Source organism: Paenibacillus sp. FSL R7-0026 (assembly GCF_038004485.1).
Lineage (GTDB): Bacteria > Bacillota > Bacilli > Paenibacillales > Paenibacillaceae > Paenibacillus > Paenibacillus xylanexedens_A.
Genome location: NZ_JBBORG010000001.1, coordinates 2,181,913 through 2,205,908, shown reverse-complemented (window position 1 = coordinate 2,205,908; position 23,996 = coordinate 2,181,913). Strand labels below are relative to the sequence as shown.

The window sequence follows — 23,996 nt, the reverse complement described above, 5'->3', positions numbered from 1 at the left end:
ATTCTTCCTCATGTTAATGATCAAGCTCTGTCTCTCCTGAGCGTCAACAGATAGATTAGTGGACCCACAATAGGGATGATCCCCGCTGCGGCCCAAGCTGGTGAACGTCGACTCACTTCAGTATCCCCGTATATCGCAATCATGGAAAGTAAGGTCAGCAGTACAAAATCAATCGTCATGATATGTACAAAGGCAGATTGATTGAATGCTTCCATATATACATCCGGATGACCTTGCGTCACGGCATAGAATGCCGTCCCCAGCGTCAACAGCAGAAGGACTACATGCGTCAGCTTGTGGGCTGCTACCCGTCCAATTCCCGACTCCCGCTGACGACCAAAATGTAAGCTTGCGTAACCCGAAGATCTATTCGCGGATGACGACCATGCATAATAAGGAAGCAGCGCAAAGGCACCCAGTCCGAAAGAAAGTATAACAAAAGGCCAAGTCGGTACACGGCCTCGTTCTTTCACAGATGTTCTTAACAGCATACAGGCATAAACTGCCGGGAAAATACCTAACCACGAAAATACCGTAAGTAACCAAGGTTCTTTGCTTTGCATTGTAATCAGTTCTTTGAATATCGGATCACTTCCAGGTGACTGCCCCGGTGCTAACAACAATGCATAGGCAATAAAAGCGATCCAGACCAGTCCTAATATCCATCTCATGTCTGCACCTCCTCTTACTTTCATCCCCTACAGCTGCAGGATTGAAACAATGCTAGGATACTTAACTGGAACTGAAGGAACTGCTCTAATATAATTAAGCAAATTTAAATTTGGAATGATGCAGAATTTGGCGGCTCCTGCGCTTTCCCGAGAAATAATTACTACTTTTCCCCTACAACCTCTTGAATTGGGCATGACTATTATCCAGTATAGCCTGCTACCTTGGCAGTCTGTCCATGAGATTTCTTACATCACTGGTCCATCCCATAAGGATCATATAAGAATAACGTCTATAGACTATCGGCGTACTTTCACAGAAGACAGAACGCGTATAGCGGAAATTTTGCTTGCGATCATCGAATCGTTCAACTCCGCTAAGAACGTATACATTTTATAGGCATCAAAAAGGCATAAGCCAGTATGCCTCACTGGTTATGCCTCTCTGTAATTCTTATGTGTAGATCATTCCTCTGTGGATTTCACATGTTCCGCAATGAGCTTCTGCTTCATATTCCATGCCGCAGGGCTGATATTCACACGGTAGATCTCCGGGTTGAGCTTCCGTTGGTATTCAGGCCAGAAGAGGTTCATCTGTTCCCGGTGATACGCCCGAATCTCATCCAGATTAGGCAGTTCATACACTTTACGTCCATTCACAAAGATTGGCTCCAGCATATTCACCGCTTCGTAGCGGGTGACCGTCTTTTTCAGGTAAGGGTGTAGCGGGTTGAACAGCTTGAGCGGTCCGCCCTGTAGCGGCTGCTCTTCCTCTGGATAGCAGATATAATCTGCAATCGCTTTGCCATGTTTCGGATCAATGATCCGGAACACTTCCTTTTTACCTGGCGTGGACACCTTTTCAGGATTGGCAGATATTTTGATCGTAGGCAGCATAGCACCGTCTACTTCACGCTCCACCAATTTGTACACTCCACCCAAAGATGGCTGGTCAGAAGCCGTAATCAACTGTGTACCAACACCCCATGTATCAATCCGTGCTCCTTGAGCCTTCAGGTTGAAAATCGTATTTTCATCCAAATCATTGGATGCTACAATTTTCACATAATCCAGCCCAGCCTCATCCAGCATCTGACGTGCCTGAATCGACAAGTACGCAAGGTCACCACTGTCCAGACGAATCGCATTCATCTTTTTGCCTTGGCTCTCCAACTTCTTGGCTGTCTTGATGGCGTGAGGTACCCCACTGTTTAACGTGTCAAAGGTATCAACCAGCAGCGTAACCTGATCAGGCAACACTTTGGCATACACGTCAAACGCCTCCTGTTCGCTCATAAAGCTCTGTACCCAGGAATGGGCATGTGTACCTGCTGTTGGGATTCCGAAGCGCTCTCCGGCAAGCATATTGGACGTTGCATGGAAACCTGCTACATACGAGGCACGTGCGCCCCAGATAGCAGCATCCGCTTCCTGTGCACGCCGTGTGCCGAATTCGAGCAAAATATCCTGCTGTGCTACCTGTTTGATCCGCGAAGCCTTGGTTGCAATCAACGTCTGATAATTCATGAAGTTAAGTATCGCCGTCTCCACCAATTGTGTCTCCATAATGGAGCCTTCTACCCGAATGAGCGGTTCGTCAGGGAAAACAATTGCACCCTCCTTCATGGAATGAATCGTCCCCTGAAATGAAAACTGGAGCAACTCTTCCAGAAAGACCGGATCGTAATTTTCCTCTTGTTTGGATAAAAATTTGATGTCGTCCATCGTAAACCGAAGCTGGCTGATATAGTTCACAATACGTTCCAATCCGGCAAATACCGCATATCCGTTGCCAAAAGGAAGCTTACGGAAATAGGCTTCAAATACCGCCTTCCGCTTGTGAGTACCATTCACCCAATGGGCGTACATCATGTTGATCTGATATTTATCCGTATGTAAAGCCAGGCTAGTTGTCTGCATTTGTCTCATCCTCTCTGACTTCCGCTCATGCCCCCAGATTTCATCTGTGAACACGGGTTAACATATGGAGACTTATTCTTCATGATTCTGTTCATCTGTATTAAACAAACAAGTCTCCTGTAAAAAACTCTATACACCATTCACCACATTCATCCGGTTCCTAACATGGAGTTAACCAAACATGACTATGGAGAAAATTTAAGTCAAGACTGTCTCGCTCGCCTTAACCACCGAAGCACCAAGGCTGGAACGAAAATGTCCGAGTGCCCACTCATGCCCTGCCGGATTGAAGCTGGCAACGGCATCTTCATATACCGTAATATGAAAACCTTTATTGTAAGCGTCCACTGCGGTATGCAATATGCAAATATCCGTGCATACCCCAATTAGTGCAATATCCGTAATACCACGTGCACGCAGTCTGAGTTCCAGATCGGTCCCACAGAATGCACTATATCTCGTCTTATCCATCCACTGTATATCTGTTTTCCGTTCTTCCATCACTTGGGCAAGACGACCATACAACTGTCTTCCCTCCGTATTTCTGATGTTATGAGGTGGGAAAAGTACAGTCTCCGGGTGATACGGATCATTTTCTTCGTGTAGATCCACAGCCATGATTACCTCATGTTTGTTCTTACAATAGGCCTCGGTTACAGCTGCAATCGTCTCTTCGATCTCTACTGCCGGCTGACCTACAGGCAAAGAACCTGTCACAAAATCCTTCGTAAAATCAATGACAATCAGTGCTTTCATCGTCAACACTCCCTCAGCCCAGAAATGGTTGATCCTGATTCAATCAGATTGACACATCTACACCTTATTACGTATAGATGGACAGGCGTGGTACGAGTTCTGTAAAACGATATAACTGCGCCGGACGCTGCGAGTACTGGTTGGAACTCACCAGGTTCCCCTCTTCATCTCTTACTTCTTCCACAATGCCTTTACGGCTGCGGGTAGACGTAATCTTGCGAATGAAGTTTGGTTCTTCAAAATCCGGTACAACACTTTGAATAACCTGATATAATTCACTTAATGTAAAATCACGTGGCAGGAACTGACGAGCAATCGTCGTTTCCAGCATCTGCTGTTGAATACGTCGATAAGCGTCTTCGATGATTGTTCTGTGATCAAAGGCCAGTTCCAGTTCTTGCAGCGCCTCCTGAATGGTGAACAATCCAACATCCTCAGCATCATCTGCTGCTTGGCGTTGATCCAACATCCATTCTTCCACAAGCGCGAAAAACGCGTGGGAGATAATCCAGCCCCTCGGGTCACGACCCGGCTGACTGTATACATTCAAGTACTCCAGATGTCCACCATCTACACCTGTCTCTTCCATCAGCTCACGCTTAGCTGCACCATAGATGGATTCATTCTCCTGACAAAATCCACCGGGTAATGCCCATCTGCCTGCAAAAGGCCAGCCTTTGCGCTTGATCAGCATCACTTTCAGTTCCCGAATGGGAAGTGTCTTCGTCACTGTCTTGCGTTCCCGCTTGGTCAAGGTAAACATAACGATATCCGCAGGAACACCATCGGGGGTACGATATTTTTTGGAACTATAAGCACGTGCTGCTTGTTCGTCGCTCTCTGCATTGAAGTGTTCGTAGTTTTCGCTCATGGGCACCACCGACTATTTTCATTTTGATAATTTCATTATGACATAATAATATCTTTTGTCAACCGCAGGATTCGTGCGTTACGTTCTCGGGCGTGCTATGCGGAATGTCGCCGTAGCCATACATCCCAACGTGCCCGATGCATCGCGAACCTCCGATTGAGTCGTAACACTGCGTCCTGCTTGATGCAGTACCGTAGCTGTCACCGTTAACTCCCCTTGTTTCATTGGTGCGAGAAAATGTACGTTCAGATTTGTTGTCACACAGCCGTCTACGTCCATTGCTGCTGTTGCAACCATACCCATCGCCTGGTCCATCAGTGAAGTTAATACACCTCCATGAATAATCCCCATGGAGTTGGTATGATGTTCGCCTGCTGTCAACGCGATCTGTACTTCTTTGCCGTCTCCTTTAATATAACGGCAGCCTAGAAATCCCCAGAATCGTCCGTCTCCGTCTTCCACCATTTTGTCCAAAATACTCATTATTCATTTCTCCTTTATTCACTGTACGTATCAAGCTCTCTTGATGTCATGTGCCTTTATCATTAAAAATCAGCTGCGCCACACAAAATAACCCCACAGCGTGGAGCTTTGCTTGGAATTATATTCCGAGTACTTGGCGATAGCCACTCCACGTTTACGGTTATGTAATGTCAAAAAAGGCGCGGACAGCGTCCGCACCCTTCCGTCATTTAACCGCAACTGGTCGGAGGTGAATCCGTTCCAGCCTCCACGTTTACTTTTTCAGAAACCGTATCCCGGATTACAGAGATCACTAGTTGAAGTAAGTAGTTGATGTCGCTCTGGCTCTGCTGGAATTCCGTAACCAATGGAATACTGTCCAGTTCGCTTTGCAGATCTTCAATTTCCTGTTCAATTTTACTGACCATATCCACATTTTTGAAGCTTTCAAAAGCAACAATCTCTTTTTGTTTTTTCTTGATCGTTGCAATCAACTGCTGGATGCGCTCATGATCCCGAATTTTGGTTTCAGCCTGTTGAAACTGTCTAACTTCCTCACTCGTTCCGAGCATATCAGCCAATTCTTTGGCTTTTCCCATAATGTCGTCGCGTATGACCAGATTGCGCGTATCGTAGGTTGGCATTCCATAATGGTTGTACTGCACTTCTTCCTGCGCCACTGAAATCGCTCCATTCTATGAGATGATATAAGATGAATACTCAATGTTGCATTAAGCTCAGTTGACTGCTGAGTGACCGCTGCGGTGTCGGATCGTTCTTTTGATCGCTGTTGTCTCCGAATTTTTTCGATTGAGATTGTTCAAGGTTAAAATTCGGAGACAAAGGCGAACGCTTCGCTTCTACAGAATCGATTCCGTCACCTTCGCTACGCTCGGCGTAACCCCGCTAAGTGCAAAAAATCATTCATCTTATTGGTGTGTGTATTACTATTACTGATTGGCAGCTACCGGCTCAGAGAGCAGGTTGCCCCGAATATAAAAAGTCATCGGATCGGTGATTTCCACTTGTACGAAAGTACCGATCAACTCTTTGGATCCTTCAAAATGCACCAGCTTGTTGCTGCGTGTACGTCCTGCCAGAACTTCAGAATTCCGCTTGCTCTCGCCTTCAACGAGTACTTCAACGATTTTGCCGCGTTGCTCTTCATTGCTTCGGTGGCTGTATTCGTTGATCGTTTCGTTCAAGCGTTTCAAACGTTCCTTCTTCACTTCCATCGGTACGTTGTCTTCCATCACCGCAGCCGGTGTACCTTCACGCGGGGAATAAATAAAGGTATAGGCAAAATCATACCCTACTTCACGGACAAGGGAAAGTGTATCTTCAAACTGTTCTTCCGTTTCACCTGGAAAACCAACAATAATATCCGTTGTCAACACAACATCCGGGATGGCCTTTTTAATTTTGTCAGCCAGTTTCAGATAGTGTTCCCGGTTATACTTGCGGCTCATACGTTTGAGTACTTCCGAACTGCCAGATTGCACCGGAAGATGAATGTGCTCCACCAGATTTCCGCCCTTGGCCAGGACTTCAATCAAGCGATCATCGAAGTCACGTGGGTGACTGGTTGTAAACCGTACTCGCGGAATATCAATTTGGCGAATGGCGTCCATTAAGTCACCAAAGCTGTAGTTCAGGTCGGTGAAATCCTTGCCGTACGCATTCACATTTTGACCAAGCAACGTGATCTCCTTAAAGCCTTGTCGTGCCAAATCCCGAACTTCGGCAATGACATCTTCCGGACGACGGCTGCGTTCTTTGCCCCGTGTAAACGGAACGATGCAATATGTACAGAACTTGTCGCAGCCATACATAATATTCACCCAGCCGCGCATACCCTCACGTTTCTTCGGCAGGTTCTCAATGATGTCGCCTTCCTTGGACCACACCTCAACAACCATTTCTTTGCTGAACAATGCTTCCTTAATTAGATGTGGCAGTCGATGCACGTTATGTGTACCAAAGATCATATCCACAAATCCATGTTTCTGCATGATTCGGTTGACGACACCTTCTTCTTGGGACATACACCCGCATACGCCAAGTAACAATCCCGGACGTTCGAGTTTTAATGTTTTCAGGTGACCCAGCTCACCAAATACTTTATCTTCCGCATTTTCCCGTATGGCACACGTATTGAGCAGAATAATATCAGCTTCTTTGCGATTCTCTGTAGCCTGATATCCCATAGACTCAAGCAGGCCTTTGATGGTCTCCGAGTCATGCTCGTTCATCTGACATCCATACGTATATACAATATAGTGTTTGCCTTTCCCTATGTTTTTCAGTTCATCGGGAACGGCATTTTCGTAAAGCACCTGGACGTCTTCCTTGCCCCGCTGTTTCTCCTGACGATGATTGGGTTCCGATTTGATGTTAATCTCACGGCCCCGGATTCTTATCTTTTTGCTGAATTCATCTTGCGAAATTACTTTGGCATCGGAGAAATCAAAATATTGGGAGTAATCCTTTTTTGAGTCTTTAGCCATTTCCTTCGGTCACTCCTTACAGCCTCTATTAATAAAAAATCGTTCATTCATCCCTGTTCCACATGAAAATCTTGCTTGGAACATTAAAAGAGCATTACAGCAAATTATAGCATGAATTGGGCTGTAGTTCCACATCCAAAGCGCATATCCCTTCGTCTAATCCGAAACATGCCATGCTCAGAAGAACACTCAGAAAACACAAAAACCTGAGCCTTGCCATCAGGGCTGGAATTAACCGGCCCCTGTTGGCTGTGCTCAGGTTTATATGTTATTCAGACCGCCATAATTGGGGGCTGAAGCTATTACATGTAATTAGTCGATGATTTCAGCCGTGTCGCCATTACGAGCGCCAGCAGCGTTAGCTTCATCTGTATCAATATGCATGTCCAGTGCGAAAGAATCGGATACACGAGCCAGTACATTTTCCAGTACAAGACCGCGATCTCCACCCAGACGAACTTTCAACATTTGTTTGTCCTCGATACCCCATTTAGCAGCATCAGAAGTATGGAAGTGAATGTGACGAGCAGCAACGATAACACCTTTATCAATCGTTACTTCGCCAGCAGGGCCTTTAATTGTGATTCCTGGTGTACCTTCAATGCTTCCAGATTCACGTACAGGTGCTTTAACACCAATCGCAAATGAATCTGTCATGGAGATCTCCAGTTGCGTTTCAGGGCGAACAGGTCCAAGGATACGCACTTTATCAAACTGTCCTTTCGAACCAATTACCGCTACTGTTTCGTTAGCAGCGTATTGGCCAGGCTGGGACAGAGGTTTAAATTCAGTCAGTTCATAACCTTTGCCAAACAAAATTTCAACGTGCTCTTGGGATACATGAATGTGACGGGCAGATACGCCCACAGGTACTGTTTTACTCATTGTAAATTCACTCCTTGTTTATCTATGGCCTGTACTCAGGCTCTTAACAATCCAATGGTATTATACCCCTTTTTGGAGTGAAATGAAAACGAACTGGTGAAAATTCATGAAATACACTTATTTCACCATCATTCGCCTCCTTTATTTGGAAAACAAGTTTCAATTCAAACCATTCAACGCACACACCAGTTCACTATTTCATGGAATTCCCCTTCATCTGCATCTTCGGATTGCTCTCTGGCAAGTGTTCCCCCAGATAACTCATCGCATTCCCCCACAACCAGCCCCGTACCAGTTGTTCATCATAATGCTTGAGTAGGATTTCAGTCACTCTCGGATAGTGTCCTGAGTGTTCAAGTCTCTGAATATACGTTGAAATTCCATCAAAATCAGACCCCATCATCAGATGATTCTGCCCGCCGAGAGAACAGATCTGCTCGATATGAGGCAGCAGGTCCTCTATACGTACCTCACCCTCCTGCTTTACAAACCAGGGTACAAACGTCAGTCCGATCCGCCCTTCCCGGGCAATGATGGCCTGAATCTGATCATCTTTCAGATTACGCACATGGGGACATACGCTATAGCTGTTGGAGTGGGAGGCGATAAACGGACGTTTGCTCAAGTCAGCCAGTTCCCAAAACCCTTTCTCCGTCAGATGTGACACGTCGAGCAGCATTCCGATTTCATTACACTGGCGCACCAGTTCTTTCCCCTTCTCGGTCAGACCTGCTCCACGCTTCTCCATGACTCCGTCAGCCGCCCAATTGGCATAATTCCACGTTAGTCCAATAATTCGAACGCCCATCTGATAACATAACTCCAGATAGAACAGGTTGCCCTCCAGGCCATCCACACCCTCCAGTGTGATTAATCCCCACGGCCCCCCTGTTTGCCCCACCTGAGCCACCTGTTCACGCCATAACAACGTCTGTGTGCCGCCAGGCCGCTCCTGACTTCTCTCCACACGTCTACGATAGATCTCCAACTGCCCCATCACATGTTCAAACTTGCCTCTGCCAAGTACTTCGGGTAAATAGATGGCGAACGCCTGCAACCCTACATTCCCCTCTTTCAAACGTTTCAAGTTCACATCCAGTTGTGGAGCATTTTCAAATGAAAGGGCAGGCTGCATCAAAATTTTGCTAAGTGCATCACAGTGAAAATCAGCTACACGCCAATCAGACATGGACATCTTAAACCCTCCTCAATATGTGATTGCAAAAAAAACGCAAAAAAACCTGTCTACATCGTAAACAGGTTCAATGCATACTGCATGTATTATCTGGGCTCCACAATCAGCTTAATGGCCGTTCGGTCCTCGCCGTCGATCACAATGTCTGTAAAAGCTGGAATACAAATCAGGTCAACTCCGCTTGGTGCTACAAATCCCCGGGCTATCGCTACCGCTTTAATGGCTTGGTTCAGTGCTCCCGCTCCAATTGCCTGCAGTTCAGCATTTCCACGTTCACGAAGAACCCCTGCAAGAGCGCCGGCTACAGAATTAGGATTGGACTTTGCTGAAACTTTTAATACATCCATGGTAAGTACCTCCCTGGGAATGTTGAAAGTTTGTTTCCACTTACTAGATGTTATTCGCGGGAGGCAAAAAAATTCCTTCTTTTTAGACGGGTTTCCCTGCAAATTGGGACAATACCCCTATTCCATGCGCCACTCGTCCTCCATCAGACGAATTTTTTCGATGCGTGTTGCCGCACCTGTGGCTTCATCAATTTCAACAAAAACACCATGGAAGTGCCATTTGCCATCATCCACAACAAAACGTACAGGTAGCTGAGTGTAGAACTTACGCAGCACGGCCTCACGCTCCATGCCCAATATGCCGTCACGAGGCCCTACCATGCCTGCATCCGTCAAGTAAGCTGTTCCTCCAGGCAAAATCCGATCATCATTACTCTGTACATGCGTATGTGTACCTACAACGAGAGACGCACGTCCATCCAGATGCCATCCCATGGCAATCTTTTCTGACGTTGCTTCAGCATGCATATCGACCAAAATACATTTATGGTCTTGGCGCAGCTCATCTACAATTTCATCAGCTACACGGAATGGACAATCCAGAGCAGGCAGGAACGTTCTTCCTTGAAGATTGACAATCGCTAGCTCTTTCCCTTCGCCTTTGACAACCGTGTATCCTCGTCCTGGTGTGCCAGGTGGAAAGTTCGCTGGACGAATCATGCGGGGCTCATCATCTATAAAATCAAAAATATCCTTATTGTCCCAAGTATGATTACCAAGTGTAATACCATGTACACCCCAGTTGAAAAACTCATTTGCGATTGCACCGGTAATGCCACGACCTGCTGCCGCATTTTCACCATTCACAATCACTACATGTGGCTTATACTTCGATTTCAGGTACGGTAAATTTTCTTTTAATGCCTTACGTCCCACGTTACCTACAATGTCACCAATAAACAAAACTTTCATTGATTACTGCCTCCTCAATTCCTGCAAAGTCCTCTTACTTCAAATGTTGAACCTTTGCAGGACTCTATCTCATGCTCCATGATGTGTAGTTGCCTTTTAACAGGCTATCAACAGGAAAAGTGGCCCACTACTGCGGCCACTTTTCCGTAATGCTCTATTTTGCGTATTCAACCGCACGGGTTTCCCGGATGACGGTGACTTTGATGTGACCCGGATAGTCGAGTTCATTCTCAATCATCTTCGTGATGTCACGGGCTAAGCGGAAGGCTTCAGCATCATCGATCTTCTCAGGCTGTACCATAACGCGAACTTCGCGTCCGGCCTGAATGGCGTACGATTTCTCGACACCTTCGAAGGACTCTGAGATTTCTTCCAGCTTCTCCAGTCGTTTGATATACGTTTCCAGCGTTTCGCGGCGTGCGCCTGGTCTTGCTGCGGAGAGCGCATCTGCTGCGCCAACCAACATGGCAATGACCGAAGTCGCTTCGCAATCTCCGTGATGGGACGCGATACTGTTGATTACAACCGGATGTTCTTTGTATTTCTTCGCCAGTTCCACGCCAATTTCGACGTGTGATCCTTCCACTTCGTGATCCAGCGCTTTACCGATGTCATGCAATAGACCTGCACGTCTTGCCAGAGTTACGTCTTCTCCTAGTTCGCCAGCCATCAGTCCAGCCAGATAAGCGACTTCCATGGAATGTTTCAAGACGTTCTGACCGTAACTTGTACGGAACTTCAACCGGCCCAAAATTTTGATCAGATCCGGATGCAGACCATGCACGCCCACTTCAAAGGTAGCTTGCTCACCGTATTCACGGATACGCTCATCCACTTCTTTGCGGGATTTCTCAACCATCTCTTCAATCCGTGCCGGGTGAATACGTCCATCAGCCACCAGTTTCTCCAGGGCAGTACGGGCGATTTCACGGCGAATCGGGTCAAAGCCCGACAGAATAACAGCTTCTGGCGTATCATCGATAATGAGGTCAATCCCTGTAAGGGTTTCAAGCGCACGGATGTTACGTCCTTCACGACCGATAATCCGGCCTTTCATTTCTTCATTTGGCAGGGTAACAACAGATACCGTTGTTTCCGCTACGTGGTCAGCCGCACAACGTTGGATGGCGAGTGTAATAATCTCGCGGGACTTCTTGTCCGCTTCTTCCTTCGCTTGTTGTTCAATGTCCTTGATCATTTGAGCCGTCTCATGACGGACTTCCTGTTCTACGTTGGACAGTATGATACTGCGTGCGTCTTCCATGGTGAGGTTGGATATACGTTCCAACTCTGTCACCTGGTTTTTGTAAATCATTTCGATCTGCTGCTGAGTCTCATCAATTCGTTTCTCTTTGTTAGCCACTTGCTCTTCTTTACGTTCGAGTGATTCCAATTTTTTATCCAGCGACTCTTCTTTTTGCAACAATCGTCTTTCTTGTCGTTGAATTTCATTCCGACGTTCACGAGTGTCTTTTTCAGCTTCAGCACGAATGCGATGGATTTCATCCTTCGCTTCCAGCACCGTTTCTTTCTTCAGTGCCTCTGCCTCTTTCTTCGCGTTCTCCACGATTTGTACGGCAGCTTGTTCCGCACTAGAGATTTTAGCCTCTGCAAGAGATTTGCGAATAAAATACCCTACTCCGAACCCAATGATTAGCGCGGCCACAACGAGAGCGATCGTGATTGCAGGATTCATACTGTTCACCTCCTCGTTGGTTCCTCCAAGGCATTCCTTGGGTCAATTTGCAGTTTTCAAACCTTACATATGTTTGGGAATAACGAATACTCACGGCGATCCCCCGCCGATTTTCATTTCACATGTACATGTTTCCACGTACTATTCACTGTTTCCAGCGAACCCATAATTAAGAATGGTATAAATCTTAAGAAACCGAAACCGCTTTTTTGGAAGGAAAAAGGGTTGTCCATTTCTTACAGACTCATGTCCATTTTAGTATTTGACGAAAGAAATTGTCAAGAGAATGCAGTATAGAGACTCTAGTCTGCTAATCCCATAACAACGCTTCGTCATCTTCAGGGTCCCCAGCCTCATCTTCTTCAATTAAACAATTCACGACCCGGCGCACCATATCCATTGAAAAACCACGTCTCATTAGGAAGGGAAGCGTTTTATTTTTCTTCTCTTTGACGTCCCCTTTGACCTGATTCCATTTTTTGCGTCCTGCACTCAAGGCAGTCTCAAATTCTGCATCTGTACTGATCCCTTCTAGTGCCTCAACAATGAGATCATTGGCAATGCCCTTTTGACGCAGCTCTTGCCTTATCCACAGTTTTCCCTTCCGCTTGCCCTCCATACGCTGTCTTGTCCATTCCTTCGCAAATAGATCGTCATCCACCAGGTTCTCCCGCTCAAGCCGATCCAGCGCCTCTTCAATCAAAGGTGCAGCAAACTCCTTCTGACGAAGTTTCTGACTTAATTCATGGCGCGTACGTGGCTTATGCTCCAAAAAACGCAGAGACTGTGCATACGTCCGCTGTCGCTCGTCAGCTACAATGATTTCCTCCAGATCCTTCTTCATAAACGTATTACCTTGAGTCATCCTGTATTTAATCATCACATCTTCAAGAACCGTAATGGAGTGGATGCCAAAAGTGATTCGATAACGAGCTTGCCTGCTCTTCGTTCGTTCTACACGTGTAATAATAAGTTCTTCGTTGTCCGGAAATTGGGATAGGCCATCCTGTTCTGCTTCTTCATATAAATCCTCGTCATGTTGATCCATTCTGGTCTCCCCTTTCATAACATTTTCATTCTGACTACGCCAAACACACCTTCACATAAGACAAAGAACACTAATAATACAAAAGACCGGGAACTCTGCCCGGCCTTTACTTCACAGTTAGCGTGCTAACAGCCCCTGTCCATTGGGACAGGGGCTGTTAGACAGCACGAGTACTCCCACTACAATCCATTATCCAGATTGATCCAAGCTCAATCAGATAAGTTTACGGAGTCCAATGGGGAACACCCTCAGGGTCCTCCCTACAAGGGAGGTTTTGAGAGATTACTCGTTGATTTCAAACAATTCTTGTTCTTCTTCTGCTTCTTTTTGTTGCTCTTCACTAGTTGGCGCAGGAACAGCAGTAACCAAGTTACTGGCTACACGAATTTTTTGTTCAATGATGTCAGCAATATCTTTATGCTCTTTCATGAACTGCTTTGCGTTCTCACGGCCTTGTCCTAAACGCTCGCCTTCGTAGGAGTACCATGCACCACTTTTATTAACGATGTCCAGCTCTGTACCAATGTCAATGATACTGCCTTCTCTCGAAATACCCTCACCATACATGATATCCACTTCCGCTTGTTTAAACGGAGGTGCCACTTTGTTTTTCACAACTTTAATACGAGTACGGTTACCAATCATGTCATTGCCTGATTTGATACTCTCAATACGACGCACATCCAGACGTACTGTGGAATAAAACTTCAGAGCACGACCACCAGGTGTTGTTTCCGGGTTACCAAACATAACGCCGACTTTCTCACGAAGCTGGTTAATGAAGATTGCGATTGTTTTGGATTTGCTGATTGCACCAGACAGTTTACGCAGCGCCTGAGACATCAAACGCGCTTGCAAACCAACGTGTGAATCACCCATTTCGCCTTCAATCTCTGCTTTTGGAACCAATGCGGCTACAGAGTCAATAACGACGATATCTACTGCACCACTGCGCACAAGAGCTTCTGCAATTTCCAGCCCTTGCTCACCCGTATCTGGCTGAGACAGAAGCAATTCATCAATATTAACACCAAGTTTGCTTGCGTATTGTGGGTCAAGAGCATGCTCGGCATCGATAAATGCAGCTTGTCCACCCGCTCTTTGTACTTCAGCGATAGCATGCAATGCTACGGTTGTTTTACCAGAGGATTCAGGTCCATATATTTCAACAATACGGCCTTTAGGCAAGCCGCCTGTTCCTAATGCAATATCCAAAGCCAAGGAACCACTGGGAATAATTTCCACATTCATATGAGTGGACTCACCCAGTTTCATGATGGATCCTTTACCAAATTGCTTCTCTATTTGACGGAGCGCCATATCAAGCGCGGCACGACGGTCTGACAATAAGCTCACACCCTTTACTGTTTATAAGATAATGATACCTTGTTTTAACACGTTTGCCAAGCTTTTTTTCGAACATACATTCGTTTTTTTGTAAAGGCCGAGGCGCCTCTTCCTCAAGGAAACTTTCCATTAAACAGAAAAAAGAACCGTAAACAAGGCTGTAAAGCCTAATTCTACGGTTCTTCCGTCTTCCTTAATTATACTTGCTTGGAACTGTAAATGCAATCGAAGCTATTAACTAATCAATCCATCGCCACAAGTTTTTGCCATAAGCGATAGAGAATCGCTTTGGCTGAACGAATGCGAACCGTCTCGCGATTACCATTAATACGCAGCTCATGAATTTCCGTCTCTTTTCCACGTTCAGCAAGAGCGATGAAGACAAGTCCGGGTGGCTTACGTTCCGAATATCCCGGTCCAGCTACACCGGTAACAGCCAAGCCAAAATCAGCATCGCCAATCATGCGGATCTGCTCAGCAAGCACTTTTGCAACCTCAGGACTCACCGCCCCAGGTGCATCTTCACCTTCCAGATAATCATGAGGCACATTCAGCAGCTTTTCTTTAATTTCATTGGAGTAACAAACAATTCCACCTTTGAGCATTGACGCACTTCCGGGTACAGAGGTCAGACTTTGCATGACAAGCCCTCCTGTACAGCTCTCAGCAGCGCTGAGCGTCAGCCCCATGTCAGACATCATGGTTACAATCGTGTACTCTATAGGCACATCCTCGTTCGCGTAGAGATGTTCTGTCAAACGCTCCCGAATCTGAACCTCCATCGCATCCAGCTTCAGCTTCGCCTCTCCCTCACTCGCAGCCTTTGTGGAGACACGTACCGTAACTTCGCCTTCGCTCGCGTAAGGAGCAATCGTAGGGTCTGTTTGCGCGTCAATCAGATCCAGAAGTCGATCTTCCAGAGCAGATTCACCAATACCTGCGAATTTGAGCATTCGGGAATAGATCGGCATCTCTTCTGTGAGTACATGCTGGAACAGCCAAGGTTTGACTTCCTGTTCAAACATTGGAATCAACTCTTTAGGTGGTCCAGGCATCACAACATAATATTTGTCATTGTCAGAAATCGCATTTCCTGCCGCAAGGCCCGTTTCATTGGCCAGAGGTGTTCCGCCATCAATAACGATCGCCTGACGTCGGTTATTCTCTGTCATATCCACATTACGATCTCTGAAAAAGCTCTCAATTTTGTCCATTGCCATTCGATCTGTATGCAGTTTCCGGTTAAGAACAGCTGCGAGCGCATCCTTGGTCAGATCATCTTGGGTAGGTCCGATGCCACCGGAAAATAAAATAACGTCTGCACGGCTCTGCGCAATGCGAATAGCTTCACTAAGTCGGTTCAGGTTATCCCCAACCACCGTTTGGAAATATACATCGATCCCCATCGCAGCCAATTCACGGGATAGGTATCTGGCATTGGTATTGACGATTTGTCCAAGCAGTAGCTCTGTGCCAACTGCAATGATTTCTGCCTTCATTGAGCATCCTCCTGTACACGTGGTGAGTGATCAAAGGGCAATAGGATAATTTCCTATTGCCCCTGACCCAATGCTTCCTTCATGATTACCCATTTAAGAACAAACCATTATGCTTTTGTTAAATGAAGCAGGTTTTTGTTTTTGATAAAGTAATCGATACCCGACCAGATGGTAATAAGCGCTGCTGCCCATACCGCGATAATATCGACATGAATACCCGTGTATGAAAACGGGAAATTGTTCAACAGCAACAGCACAATCGCCACAATCTGCACTACAGTCTTCAGCTTGCCCCAAGCACTGGCGGCAACAACCGAACCATCCAGCAATGCAATTTGACGCAAGCCGGTAACTGCAAATTCACGACTAATAATCACAACTGCAATCCAGGAATCCAGCTTGCCCATCTCCACAAGCGAGATCAAAACTGCAGTAACCAGCAGCTTGTCTGCGAGTGGATCGAGCAGTTTCCCCAGATTGGTAACCATGTTATTTTTCCGCGCAAGGTATCCGTCAATTCCATCTGTGCTTGCGGCGATGATAAAAATAACAGCAGCAATCAGTTGATTATACGGAAGCGACAAGCTTCCAAGCTGCAACGGCTCTGGATAAAATGGAAAATCCACGAGCAGGAACACCATCAAAAAAGGGATTAAGCAAATTCGTGCAAGCGTAATCCGGTTGGGTAAATTCACAAGACGCCCTCCCTCATATCCTCCATTACTCCAAACAATCATCATAATCCCGTTATCATCATCCGGAACATGAAATGTACAGTTTCAATGTCAATCCATATTAACATGATCCCACTATGTAGAAACGCAAAAAATAAAGTCAACCGCTCAAAAGCAAAACGCTTTAAACGTTCCGGTGACTTCCAGAAGATGTACTGCTTTTCACAAAGTCAGCAAACGATGAGGACTGGACTTGATGCTTGACTGCCAGCAATGCACACTTAGTATAATATACGCCCAATACCGTGTCAAAAAACACTTTTGCTAAAAAAGGCCATATTACTTGAAATTTGTATATTGCAAATCCAAAGGTAGGTTAGCACCATTTAGCAGCTGCATGACAGCTTGCAAATCATTTTTACTCTTACCAGTTACCCGAAGTTGATCTCCCTGAATCTGACTCTTCACCTTCATCTTGGAATCCCGAATCAGAATATTGATTTTCTTGGCGATGTCCTGATCAATCCCCTGTTTAAAATTCAAACGCTGGCGGACTGTACCAGAAGACGCTGGCTCTACCTTTGCGTAATCAATGTTTTTCAATGGTAGACCACGCTTCGCCATTTTGGATTGCAGCACGTCAATGACAGCCTTGAGTTTGGTCTCATCATCAGATACGATCGTTAACGCATCCTTATCCAGTTTCAGGCTGCTCTTGCTGCCCTTGAAGTCATAACGAGTGCCAATTTCTTTCTCGGTTTGTGTAACGGCATTTGTCAGTTCTTGCAAGTCCATTTTGGACACGATATCAAATGAATTTTCTGAGCTCAAACCAGTCACCCTTTCAGTTAATCGTATGTTCTGTAACATTATAGAGGATACCTTAAGCAAAAGTCTAATTTCAAGCTGTTTTACACAAAGAAAAAAGCATTTTTGGCTTCCACTTCAAGTGGCTGCCAAAAATGCTTGCTGGTCCAGCTTCCAACCTAATAGCGGCTGCGGTTGGGCTGTCTGAACATATCGAGCACACCCAAAAGTACATGTGCAAGTCCAAAACCCAATATTCCGTAACCCCAAGCACTTGGAGTCAGGTAATAACCCAGGAGGCTGACAATGATCCCTAAACCTGTTACGATCCAGCTGACTGTCACAGCCATCCACCTCACTTCACCAAAAGTTAACTGCAAGTTAAGACACGGTTATTGTCTCCTGCAGTTGACCCGGTTATTCGCTACCAGTGGTACCGCCTGTAACGTCCGTTGATCCATTTTCAACACCTGTGGAAGAAGTAGTGTTACTGCTGTCTTCACCAAGCTTTAGACGGATCCGATTGGTCGCCTTGCCATCCGTTACAACTTGCCCGCCAACCTCAATCGTGGTCGCTGCAGCGTAACCAGACTTAATATACATGCCTGTACTATCAAGCTCAAAGGTATAGCTGTCACCTTCGGCTGTGTTACCATACTCCAACTTCTCTCCACTGGAGTTTTCGCCTTTGTACACTTCAAGCCAGCTATGGCCTGTTGCTTTGATCGTAACCGTTACAGGTTGCCCTGCACTACCGTTAACTTTAAAGTTCGTAATATTTCCTGATTTCCCATCTTCTGCAACAGTCACATTAGACGGGGAATTGTCAGTTGGTTCTTCCTCAGTTTCATCCGTCTGTCCGTCCGTTTGGCCATCAGTTTGGCCATCAGTTTGGCCATCCGTTTGACCGTCCGTCTGTCCTTCCGTGTCTGTACCGCCACCGTTACCACCAGCGTCGCCCTCACCAGTACTGTCAGTACCTGAATCTGTCGCAGGCGGATTAGATGCCTGTCCGTTGTCGGCAGGTTGATCCGGTTTATCCTCAGGCTGTTGTTGACTGTCTGTAATTTTGACTGAATCAAGCCCCGGATTATCTGATTCATCACCATTGTTATACACCACATATACATACAACAGTACTACGATCAAAACAGGGAATGTCCACATCAACGCGACAGACATCCACCGATTACTACGCTCAACCGGACGGCTGGAACGCTTCTGAATAACCGGTTCCATCGTTGCTTCCGTCTCTTCTGCGGGTACGTCTTTTTTGTGTCCCTCCAGCAGCTCATCAGGGTTCAGTCCCACGGTCTCCGCATAGGTTTTGATGAAAGCTCGCACATAGAAGCTGCCCGGCAGCACTTTATAGTCTCCTGCTTCTATGGCCTCCAGATACCTCTTGCGAATTTTTGTCATTTCCTGTACATCGTCAAGACTCATCCCTTTTTGCAGCCGGGCCTCCCTTAACTGCTGACCCAGTTCAGACATGCCATCTCCTCCTTATGTTTATCTCTTGAGTTGTTGCTAATCTATTTCATGATTCCGTACGGTTCCTTACAATTCGTCGGTGTAACTAGCCGTAAACGTATCATAAATAATTTCTTCATTCGGATTGTTGCGAAGTTCAATAATAATATCAAAATCATTAAAATCATATTCGGATTCCTGTACAAAAATATCCGGATGTTCGATAACTTTGGTGCTAGGCATGGACATAATATCCTGCAACAAATTGTAATGCCGCTCACTGGAACGAATCGTACTTACAATTCCGTCAATGATGAAGACATTGTTCGGGTTCAATTCGTCTTCGGACATTTGACTCCTTATCGTCTGACGAAGAAGTGTGGAGGAAACAAACGTCCATCGCTTCATTGCACATACGCTGCCCGCAATAATGGATTCCGTTTTGCCAACACGAGGCATTCCGCGCAAACCGATGACCTGATTACCTTCCCTCTTAAATACTTCACCCAAAAAGTCCACAAGTAACCCAAGTTCATCTCGTGTGAAACGAAATGTCTTGCGATCATCCGAGTCACGGTCAATGTATCTGCCATGACGCACGGCCAAAATATCCACCAATTTAGGTTGCCGCAAAGCCGAGACGGTGATGCTGTTTACTTTGCCAAGCATTTCACCAAGCAAACGGATTTTTTCATCATCATCCGATTCAAGCAGCATGCCTCGAGTTTTGCCTTCAACACCGTTAATGGTCAATATATTCACTTCAAGCATCCCCAGCATAGAGGCAATATCGCCTAACAGACCGGGTCTGTTCTTATGTATTTTATATTCCATGTACCATTGTTTAGATTCCATTTCAACACCCCGTAATGCATTATTCCACATTATTCGACAGCAACAGAACGTGTCCACTGGACAACAATCTGAGACATCTTCTAAAAATGGGTCACGTTAATGATATATAAAATGAAAATGAATTACAAGAACAGCTCTGTAATCCGTTTGTAATCATTAGAGAAAAGCCCCCTTGCGGGAGCTCTTCATCTGTAATCTTATGCGTTTTGTTTGGCCAATTTGACCATCAGGCACGCAATCGTACGACGCTCATCTGCATCGCCGACATCCCATAACTCTTTCAATGCCCGGTTGGAATGGTTCGCCGGATCGACTTTCTCATCAAGGAAGTCGCCGATTTCATACGCAAGTTTGTTGATGGTTTCTTCACTCATCCCCATCTTCTCTGCTTGCAGTACGCGGTCACCCAGGAACTTCTTCCATGTGTCAAAGCTGGAGAGCACTGTTTTTTCTGTTGACATGATAAATCCTCCTTAGATGACGCATGAGATTTAAAATCAACAGTTGTAATATGTGCTTTCGAGACATTTTATATACGAGCAATTTGAAAATAATCTAGAAACGGTTGCTTCCAGGCAATCTTCACCTGTTTCGTCTACAACCAGTCAAGTTTCTTGCTGTTTTACGTTAACCAACCGCCATTCGGACTAATAATCTGCCCATTGATATAACCCGATTCAGGGAGGGCCAGAAAATAAACCAGTGATGAGATTTCATCAGGTTGAGCAAGTCTTCCTGCCGGAATTTCCTCTTCCAGCATCTTCAGTTCACTCTGATCCAGATGGTTCAGCATGGATGTCTGAACGGCGCCAGGAGCAACGGCATTTACGGTTACTCCGGAAGGTGCGAGTTCTTTCGCAAGCGCTTTGGTAAATGCATTCACCCCACCCTTGGTTGTGGAATACAGCACCTCACAAGAAGCACCAGACAGTCCCCAGATTGACGATACATTAATGATTCGGCCATACCTTTGGGAGATCATGTGAGGCATCATTTCCTGTGTACACATAAACGTGCCTTTGAGGTTAATCGCCATCACTTCATCCCAGATCTCCTCTGTAACATCAGCCAACATCCCATAGTGCGAGATTCCTGCGTTGTTCACAAGGATATCTGGCATGAGATTGTGCGACTCCAGCTTCTCACGCATGCGCTCAATCTGTTCCCGGCTGCGAAGATCCGCAGACACAGTCATGATTTTTCCACTGCCTTGTTCCATGCACCGCCTGGCGGCTTCATTCGCTGCTTCATGCGATTTCATATAGTGTATAACAACATTCATTCCCACTCTGGCGAAGCGTTCTGCGATAGCCGCTCCAATACCACCGCTTGCGCCAGTTACCAGTACAGTCATTTCCCCGATTGCCTTCAATTGTCCTGTTCCCCTCTCCATATCAAGGACTCACGACTAGCGATACAGCCAGTTGATCCCAGCGAATATGCTCTCTCAGTCTGAGATTAACATCTTCCAGTGTAATCGATTCATAGAGCGGGAGCATATTGAAAAAATCACCGCCACGGAATTGCTGACGTGTAAATTCATGCGCAATGTTTTCTGGTGAATTGAGCATACGCAAATATCCGCCTATTTTCTTTTTGCGTGCACGTTCAAAATCTGTGGATTCGAACCCTTTTTCTACAATGGCATCCACTTCTTCACGTATACGCGCAAGCAGTTGATCCGGGTCTTTTGTATCACCACCAATGGCTGAAAACGCATATTGCGGCGAACTGTTATACTCATGTCCAAAGCTGTCCGAGATCAGATCTTCATCGTAGAGCTTCTGAAATAATCGTGTGCTTGAACCAAACAAAAGGTCCATCATCAGCTGCGTTGTCATATCTCGCCGTAACAATTTTTCTCCGGTAAGTCCAAGGTCCGTCTCCTTGAATCCAAACAGACATTTGGGCAGTGAAACAGCCAGTTTCGCTTCCCGTCTGGCTTCTCCTACTTGCTCAGGCTCCGGTTCGAAGAAACGTTGAATGCTCCCCTGTGGCTTATAATCCTTCTGCTCCTGGTTCGATCGAACCATATCAATGACTTCTTGTGGATCTACACCACCCACCACAAACAAGAGCATATTACTCGGGTGATAGAAGGTGTTATAACACTCATATAACATCTCTTTGGTAATCGTACGGATGGATTCCACCGTTCCTGCTATATCGATATGCACCGGATGTTTCTGATACATGGCTTCAATCAATCCAAAATAAACACGCCAATCCGGATTATCAGCATACATGTCAATTTCCTGTCCGATAATGCCTTTTTCCTTTTCCACATTTTGATCCGTGAAGTAAGGATTTTGCACAAAGTCGACTAATGTTTGTATATTTTCATTCACATGTTCGGTCGCTGAAAACAAATAAACCGTCTGATCAAAGCTCGTAAATGCATTAGCTGAGGCACCGTGAGACGCAAATGTTGCAAAAATATCGCCTGTTGGTTCTTCAAACATTTTATGCTCCAGGAAATGAGCAATCCCATCCGGAACCTTTACTTCTTCCTGTCCTTCAACCTGAAAATGATTATCCACCGATCCATACTTGGTTGCAAACGTAGCATACGTTTTCTGGAACCCCGGTTTAGGCAAAATATAGACATGCAGTCCGTTATCCATTACTTCGTAATATAGTGTCTCCTGCAAATGCTCATACCGAATGCTCTCCACCGATTATTCCTCCTTCTCGTCCCGCAAGAAATAAATCGTATCCAGACGGAATTGTTCTGCCGCCTCACGCACATCTTCCTTGCTAATATGTTCTACTTGAGCCAACAATTCTTCAGCCGTTCTTTCTTTGCCAGACAACTGTCCATTGAAGTCATAAGCGATCATCTCAAAAGCAGAATCCTGCATTTCCTTAAGCAGGTTACGGATCATTGCTTTGGTCTGGGACATTTCCAGATCACTGATTGTACCGCTTTTCATTTCTTCCAGCTGCTGCTTGATGATAGTAACAGCCTTCTCATAATTAGGGATTTCAATCCCGGATTGAATCGTTGCAATTCCCTTATGTCCGTCATATCGCGAAGACGCGTAATACGCCAGGCTTTCTTTTTCACGAACATTTACAAACAGTTTGGAATGCGGATAACCACCGAGAATCCCGTTGTACATTAGTGCTGCGGCATACTGAGGATCTCCATAAGTGATAGATGTACGGAGTCCCATATTGAGTTTTCCCTGACTCACATTCAGTCGCTCAACAACGGTCTCCACTTCCTTATCTCCTCGAACCGCTGCCTGTGTCTGGTAATCGGAGGAGGACGTTCGATCTACATTGAAATGACGCTGAACAAGGTTCTCGACCTCCTCCAGTGTCGTATCCCCTACCACGTACAGATCCATACTCGAGTGCTGCAGCCACTCCTGATAAGACGCAGTCAGTGTGTCGGGCTCAATCCCGGGCAGATCCTTTCGCTCACCCAATGGATGAAGACGGTACGGCTCATTCTTGCACATTTCCTCAATACTGCGTTCAGCGGCATAGCGCATTTTATCATTCACGATGGACTCCAGCTTTTTACGAACAGTCTCTCGCTCTGCTTGTACATAAGACGTCCTGAAATGTCCATTCTCCTGTGCAGGTCGGGTAAGAACCTCTCCTAGGAAGGCAAATGAACGATCCAGTAGCTGTTCATCCCCTCCAACAAAGGAATCATTAATGGTATCCATTCGGAACTGTACAATCTGGTAATCCCCGCGTTTATAAACGTCAAAACCAAAACCTGCTCCATACAGATGCTCCAGTTGTTCACGAAATTGCGTTGTTTCCGGATAGGACTCCGTGCCGCGTCGCAGAACAAAAGGTGTCAGCGCTACTTTGGTTACTGTATCTTCCCGTAAGGGAACTCCTGCATATAACGATATAGCAAACGTTTTAAAACGTTTAGTCGGAAGCACATGTATACGAAACTCTCTCTTGCTACCTCGTTCGAATCCTGATGTATTCAAATGTTAAAACCCCTTTACGGCGTCATTTATCATGCAATCATATTAAGCTTAAACGTAACAACCATTTTAACCCATTCAAAAGGCAAGAAGCAACCGAAGTCACGCCTTCTGGTTGCTT

24 protein-coding genes are annotated in these 23,996 nt (G+C 45.8%); all 24 read right to left on the bottom strand.

What is annotated here, in order from left to right:
- Positions 1 to 20: 20 nt before the first annotated feature.
- On the bottom strand, positions 21 to 671 hold the full coding sequence (locus MKY44_RS10135) for a hypothetical protein (protein ID WP_341006935.1): 651 nt from the start codon (positions 669 to 671) through the stop codon (positions 21 to 23).
- 462 nt (positions 672 to 1,133) lie between these two features.
- Positions 1,134 to 2,588 carry a nicotinate phosphoribosyltransferase gene (locus MKY44_RS10130; RefSeq protein ID WP_074094596.1) on the bottom strand — a complete coding sequence of 485 codons (1,455 nt, stop codon included), beginning with the start codon at positions 2,586 to 2,588 and terminating at the stop codon, positions 1,134 to 1,136.
- Positions 2,589 to 2,786: 198 nt separating this feature from the next.
- Positions 2,787 to 3,344 carry a cysteine hydrolase family protein gene (locus tag MKY44_RS10125; protein WP_341006934.1) on the bottom strand — a complete coding sequence of 186 codons (558 nt, stop codon included), beginning with the start codon at positions 3,342 to 3,344 and terminating at the stop codon, positions 2,787 to 2,789.
- A gap of 67 nt (positions 3,345 to 3,411) precedes the next feature.
- On the bottom strand, positions 3,412 to 4,215 hold the full coding sequence (locus MKY44_RS10120; RefSeq protein WP_062833857.1) for an NUDIX hydrolase: 804 nt from the start codon (positions 4,213 to 4,215) through the stop codon (positions 3,412 to 3,414).
- A gap of 78 nt (positions 4,216 to 4,293) precedes the next feature.
- Positions 4,294 to 4,698, bottom strand: coding sequence for a PaaI family thioesterase (locus MKY44_RS10115; protein WP_341006933.1), 405 nt, complete (start codon positions 4,696 to 4,698; stop codon positions 4,294 to 4,296).
- Between the two features lie 209 nt (positions 4,699 to 4,907).
- Positions 4,908 to 5,321, bottom strand: coding sequence for a RicAFT regulatory complex protein RicA family protein (locus tag MKY44_RS10110; protein WP_445670682.1), 414 nt, complete (start codon positions 5,319 to 5,321; stop codon positions 4,908 to 4,910).
- A gap of 306 nt (positions 5,322 to 5,627) precedes the next feature.
- Positions 5,628 to 7,184, bottom strand: a complete 1,557-nt coding sequence (gene miaB / locus MKY44_RS10105) for a tRNA (N6-isopentenyl adenosine(37)-C2)-methylthiotransferase MiaB (RefSeq protein ID WP_341006931.1) — start codon at positions 7,182 to 7,184, stop codon at positions 5,628 to 5,630.
- Positions 7,185 to 7,496: 312 nt separating this feature from the next.
- A complete protein-coding gene (gene pduL / locus MKY44_RS10100; RefSeq protein WP_017689107.1) occupies positions 7,497 to 8,069 on the bottom strand; it encodes a phosphate propanoyltransferase in 573 nt (190 codons plus the stop codon).
- Positions 8,070 to 8,262: 193 nt separating this feature from the next.
- Positions 8,263 to 9,264, bottom strand: a complete 1,002-nt coding sequence (locus MKY44_RS10095) for a dipeptidase (protein ID WP_445670647.1) — start codon at positions 9,262 to 9,264, stop codon at positions 8,263 to 8,265.
- Positions 9,265 to 9,350: 86 nt separating this feature from the next.
- A complete protein-coding gene (locus MKY44_RS10090; protein WP_007430104.1) occupies positions 9,351 to 9,611 on the bottom strand; it encodes a stage V sporulation protein S in 261 nt (86 codons plus the stop codon).
- Between the two features lie 117 nt (positions 9,612 to 9,728).
- Entirely contained in the window at positions 9,729 to 10,523 is a 795-nt protein-coding gene (locus MKY44_RS10085) for a TIGR00282 family metallophosphoesterase (RefSeq protein WP_017689109.1), read from the bottom strand.
- A 154-nt stretch (positions 10,524 to 10,677) separates the two neighbouring features.
- Complete coding sequence (gene rny / locus MKY44_RS10080) at positions 10,678 to 12,219, bottom strand: ribonuclease Y (RefSeq protein ID WP_036609258.1); 1,542 nt, start codon at positions 12,217 to 12,219, stop codon at positions 10,678 to 10,680.
- A 310-nt stretch (positions 12,220 to 12,529) separates the two neighbouring features.
- Positions 12,530 to 13,267, bottom strand: a complete 738-nt coding sequence (locus MKY44_RS10075) for a regulatory protein RecX (RefSeq protein ID WP_076208863.1) — start codon at positions 13,265 to 13,267, stop codon at positions 12,530 to 12,532.
- Positions 13,268 to 13,549: 282 nt separating this feature from the next.
- A complete protein-coding gene (gene recA / locus MKY44_RS10070) occupies positions 13,550 to 14,614 on the bottom strand; it encodes a recombinase RecA (protein WP_307413638.1) in 1,065 nt (354 codons plus the stop codon).
- A 242-nt stretch (positions 14,615 to 14,856) separates the two neighbouring features.
- On the bottom strand, positions 14,857 to 16,113 hold the full coding sequence (locus tag MKY44_RS10065) for a competence/damage-inducible protein A (RefSeq protein WP_036670416.1): 1,257 nt from the start codon (positions 16,111 to 16,113) through the stop codon (positions 14,857 to 14,859).
- 107 nt (positions 16,114 to 16,220) lie between these two features.
- The gene (pgsA, locus tag MKY44_RS10060) at positions 16,221 to 16,808 is read right to left on the bottom strand and encodes a CDP-diacylglycerol--glycerol-3-phosphate 3-phosphatidyltransferase (protein ID WP_017689114.1); all 588 of its coding nucleotides are present in this window, start codon (positions 16,806 to 16,808) and stop codon (positions 16,221 to 16,223) included.
- A 318-nt stretch (positions 16,809 to 17,126) separates the two neighbouring features.
- Positions 17,127 to 17,618 carry a YajQ family cyclic di-GMP-binding protein gene (locus tag MKY44_RS10055; RefSeq protein ID WP_017689115.1) on the bottom strand — a complete coding sequence of 164 codons (492 nt, stop codon included), beginning with the start codon at positions 17,616 to 17,618 and terminating at the stop codon, positions 17,127 to 17,129.
- A gap of 155 nt (positions 17,619 to 17,773) precedes the next feature.
- On the bottom strand, positions 17,774 to 17,938 hold the full coding sequence (locus tag MKY44_RS10050; RefSeq protein ID WP_167350848.1) for a hypothetical protein: 165 nt from the start codon (positions 17,936 to 17,938) through the stop codon (positions 17,774 to 17,776).
- A 73-nt stretch (positions 17,939 to 18,011) separates the two neighbouring features.
- Positions 18,012 to 19,085 carry a RodZ domain-containing protein gene (locus MKY44_RS10045; protein ID WP_341006930.1) on the bottom strand — a complete coding sequence of 358 codons (1,074 nt, stop codon included), beginning with the start codon at positions 19,083 to 19,085 and terminating at the stop codon, positions 18,012 to 18,014.
- A 66-nt stretch (positions 19,086 to 19,151) separates the two neighbouring features.
- Positions 19,152 to 19,919, bottom strand: a complete 768-nt coding sequence (locus MKY44_RS10040; RefSeq protein WP_047842510.1) for a DUF3388 domain-containing protein — start codon at positions 19,917 to 19,919, stop codon at positions 19,152 to 19,154.
- A gap of 197 nt (positions 19,920 to 20,116) precedes the next feature.
- Positions 20,117 to 20,380 (bottom strand): DUF3243 domain-containing protein, encoded by a 264-nt coding sequence (locus tag MKY44_RS10035; RefSeq protein WP_017689119.1) that lies wholly within the window; start codon positions 20,378 to 20,380, stop codon positions 20,117 to 20,119.
- Between the two features lie 161 nt (positions 20,381 to 20,541).
- Positions 20,542 to 21,312 carry an elongation factor P 5-aminopentanone reductase gene (gene ymfI / locus MKY44_RS10030; protein WP_076326809.1) on the bottom strand — a complete coding sequence of 257 codons (771 nt, stop codon included), beginning with the start codon at positions 21,310 to 21,312 and terminating at the stop codon, positions 20,542 to 20,544.
- Between the two features lies 1 nt (position 21,313).
- Complete coding sequence (yfmH, locus tag MKY44_RS10025) at positions 21,314 to 22,594, bottom strand: EF-P 5-aminopentanol modification-associated protein YfmH (RefSeq protein WP_341006929.1); 1,281 nt, start codon at positions 22,592 to 22,594, stop codon at positions 21,314 to 21,316.
- Positions 22,595 to 22,597: 3 nt separating this feature from the next.
- Positions 22,598 to 23,878 (bottom strand): EF-P 5-aminopentanol modification-associated protein YfmF, encoded by a 1,281-nt coding sequence (yfmF, locus tag MKY44_RS10020; RefSeq protein ID WP_341006928.1) that lies wholly within the window; start codon positions 23,876 to 23,878, stop codon positions 22,598 to 22,600.
- Between the last annotated feature and the right edge of the window lie 118 nt (positions 23,879 to 23,996).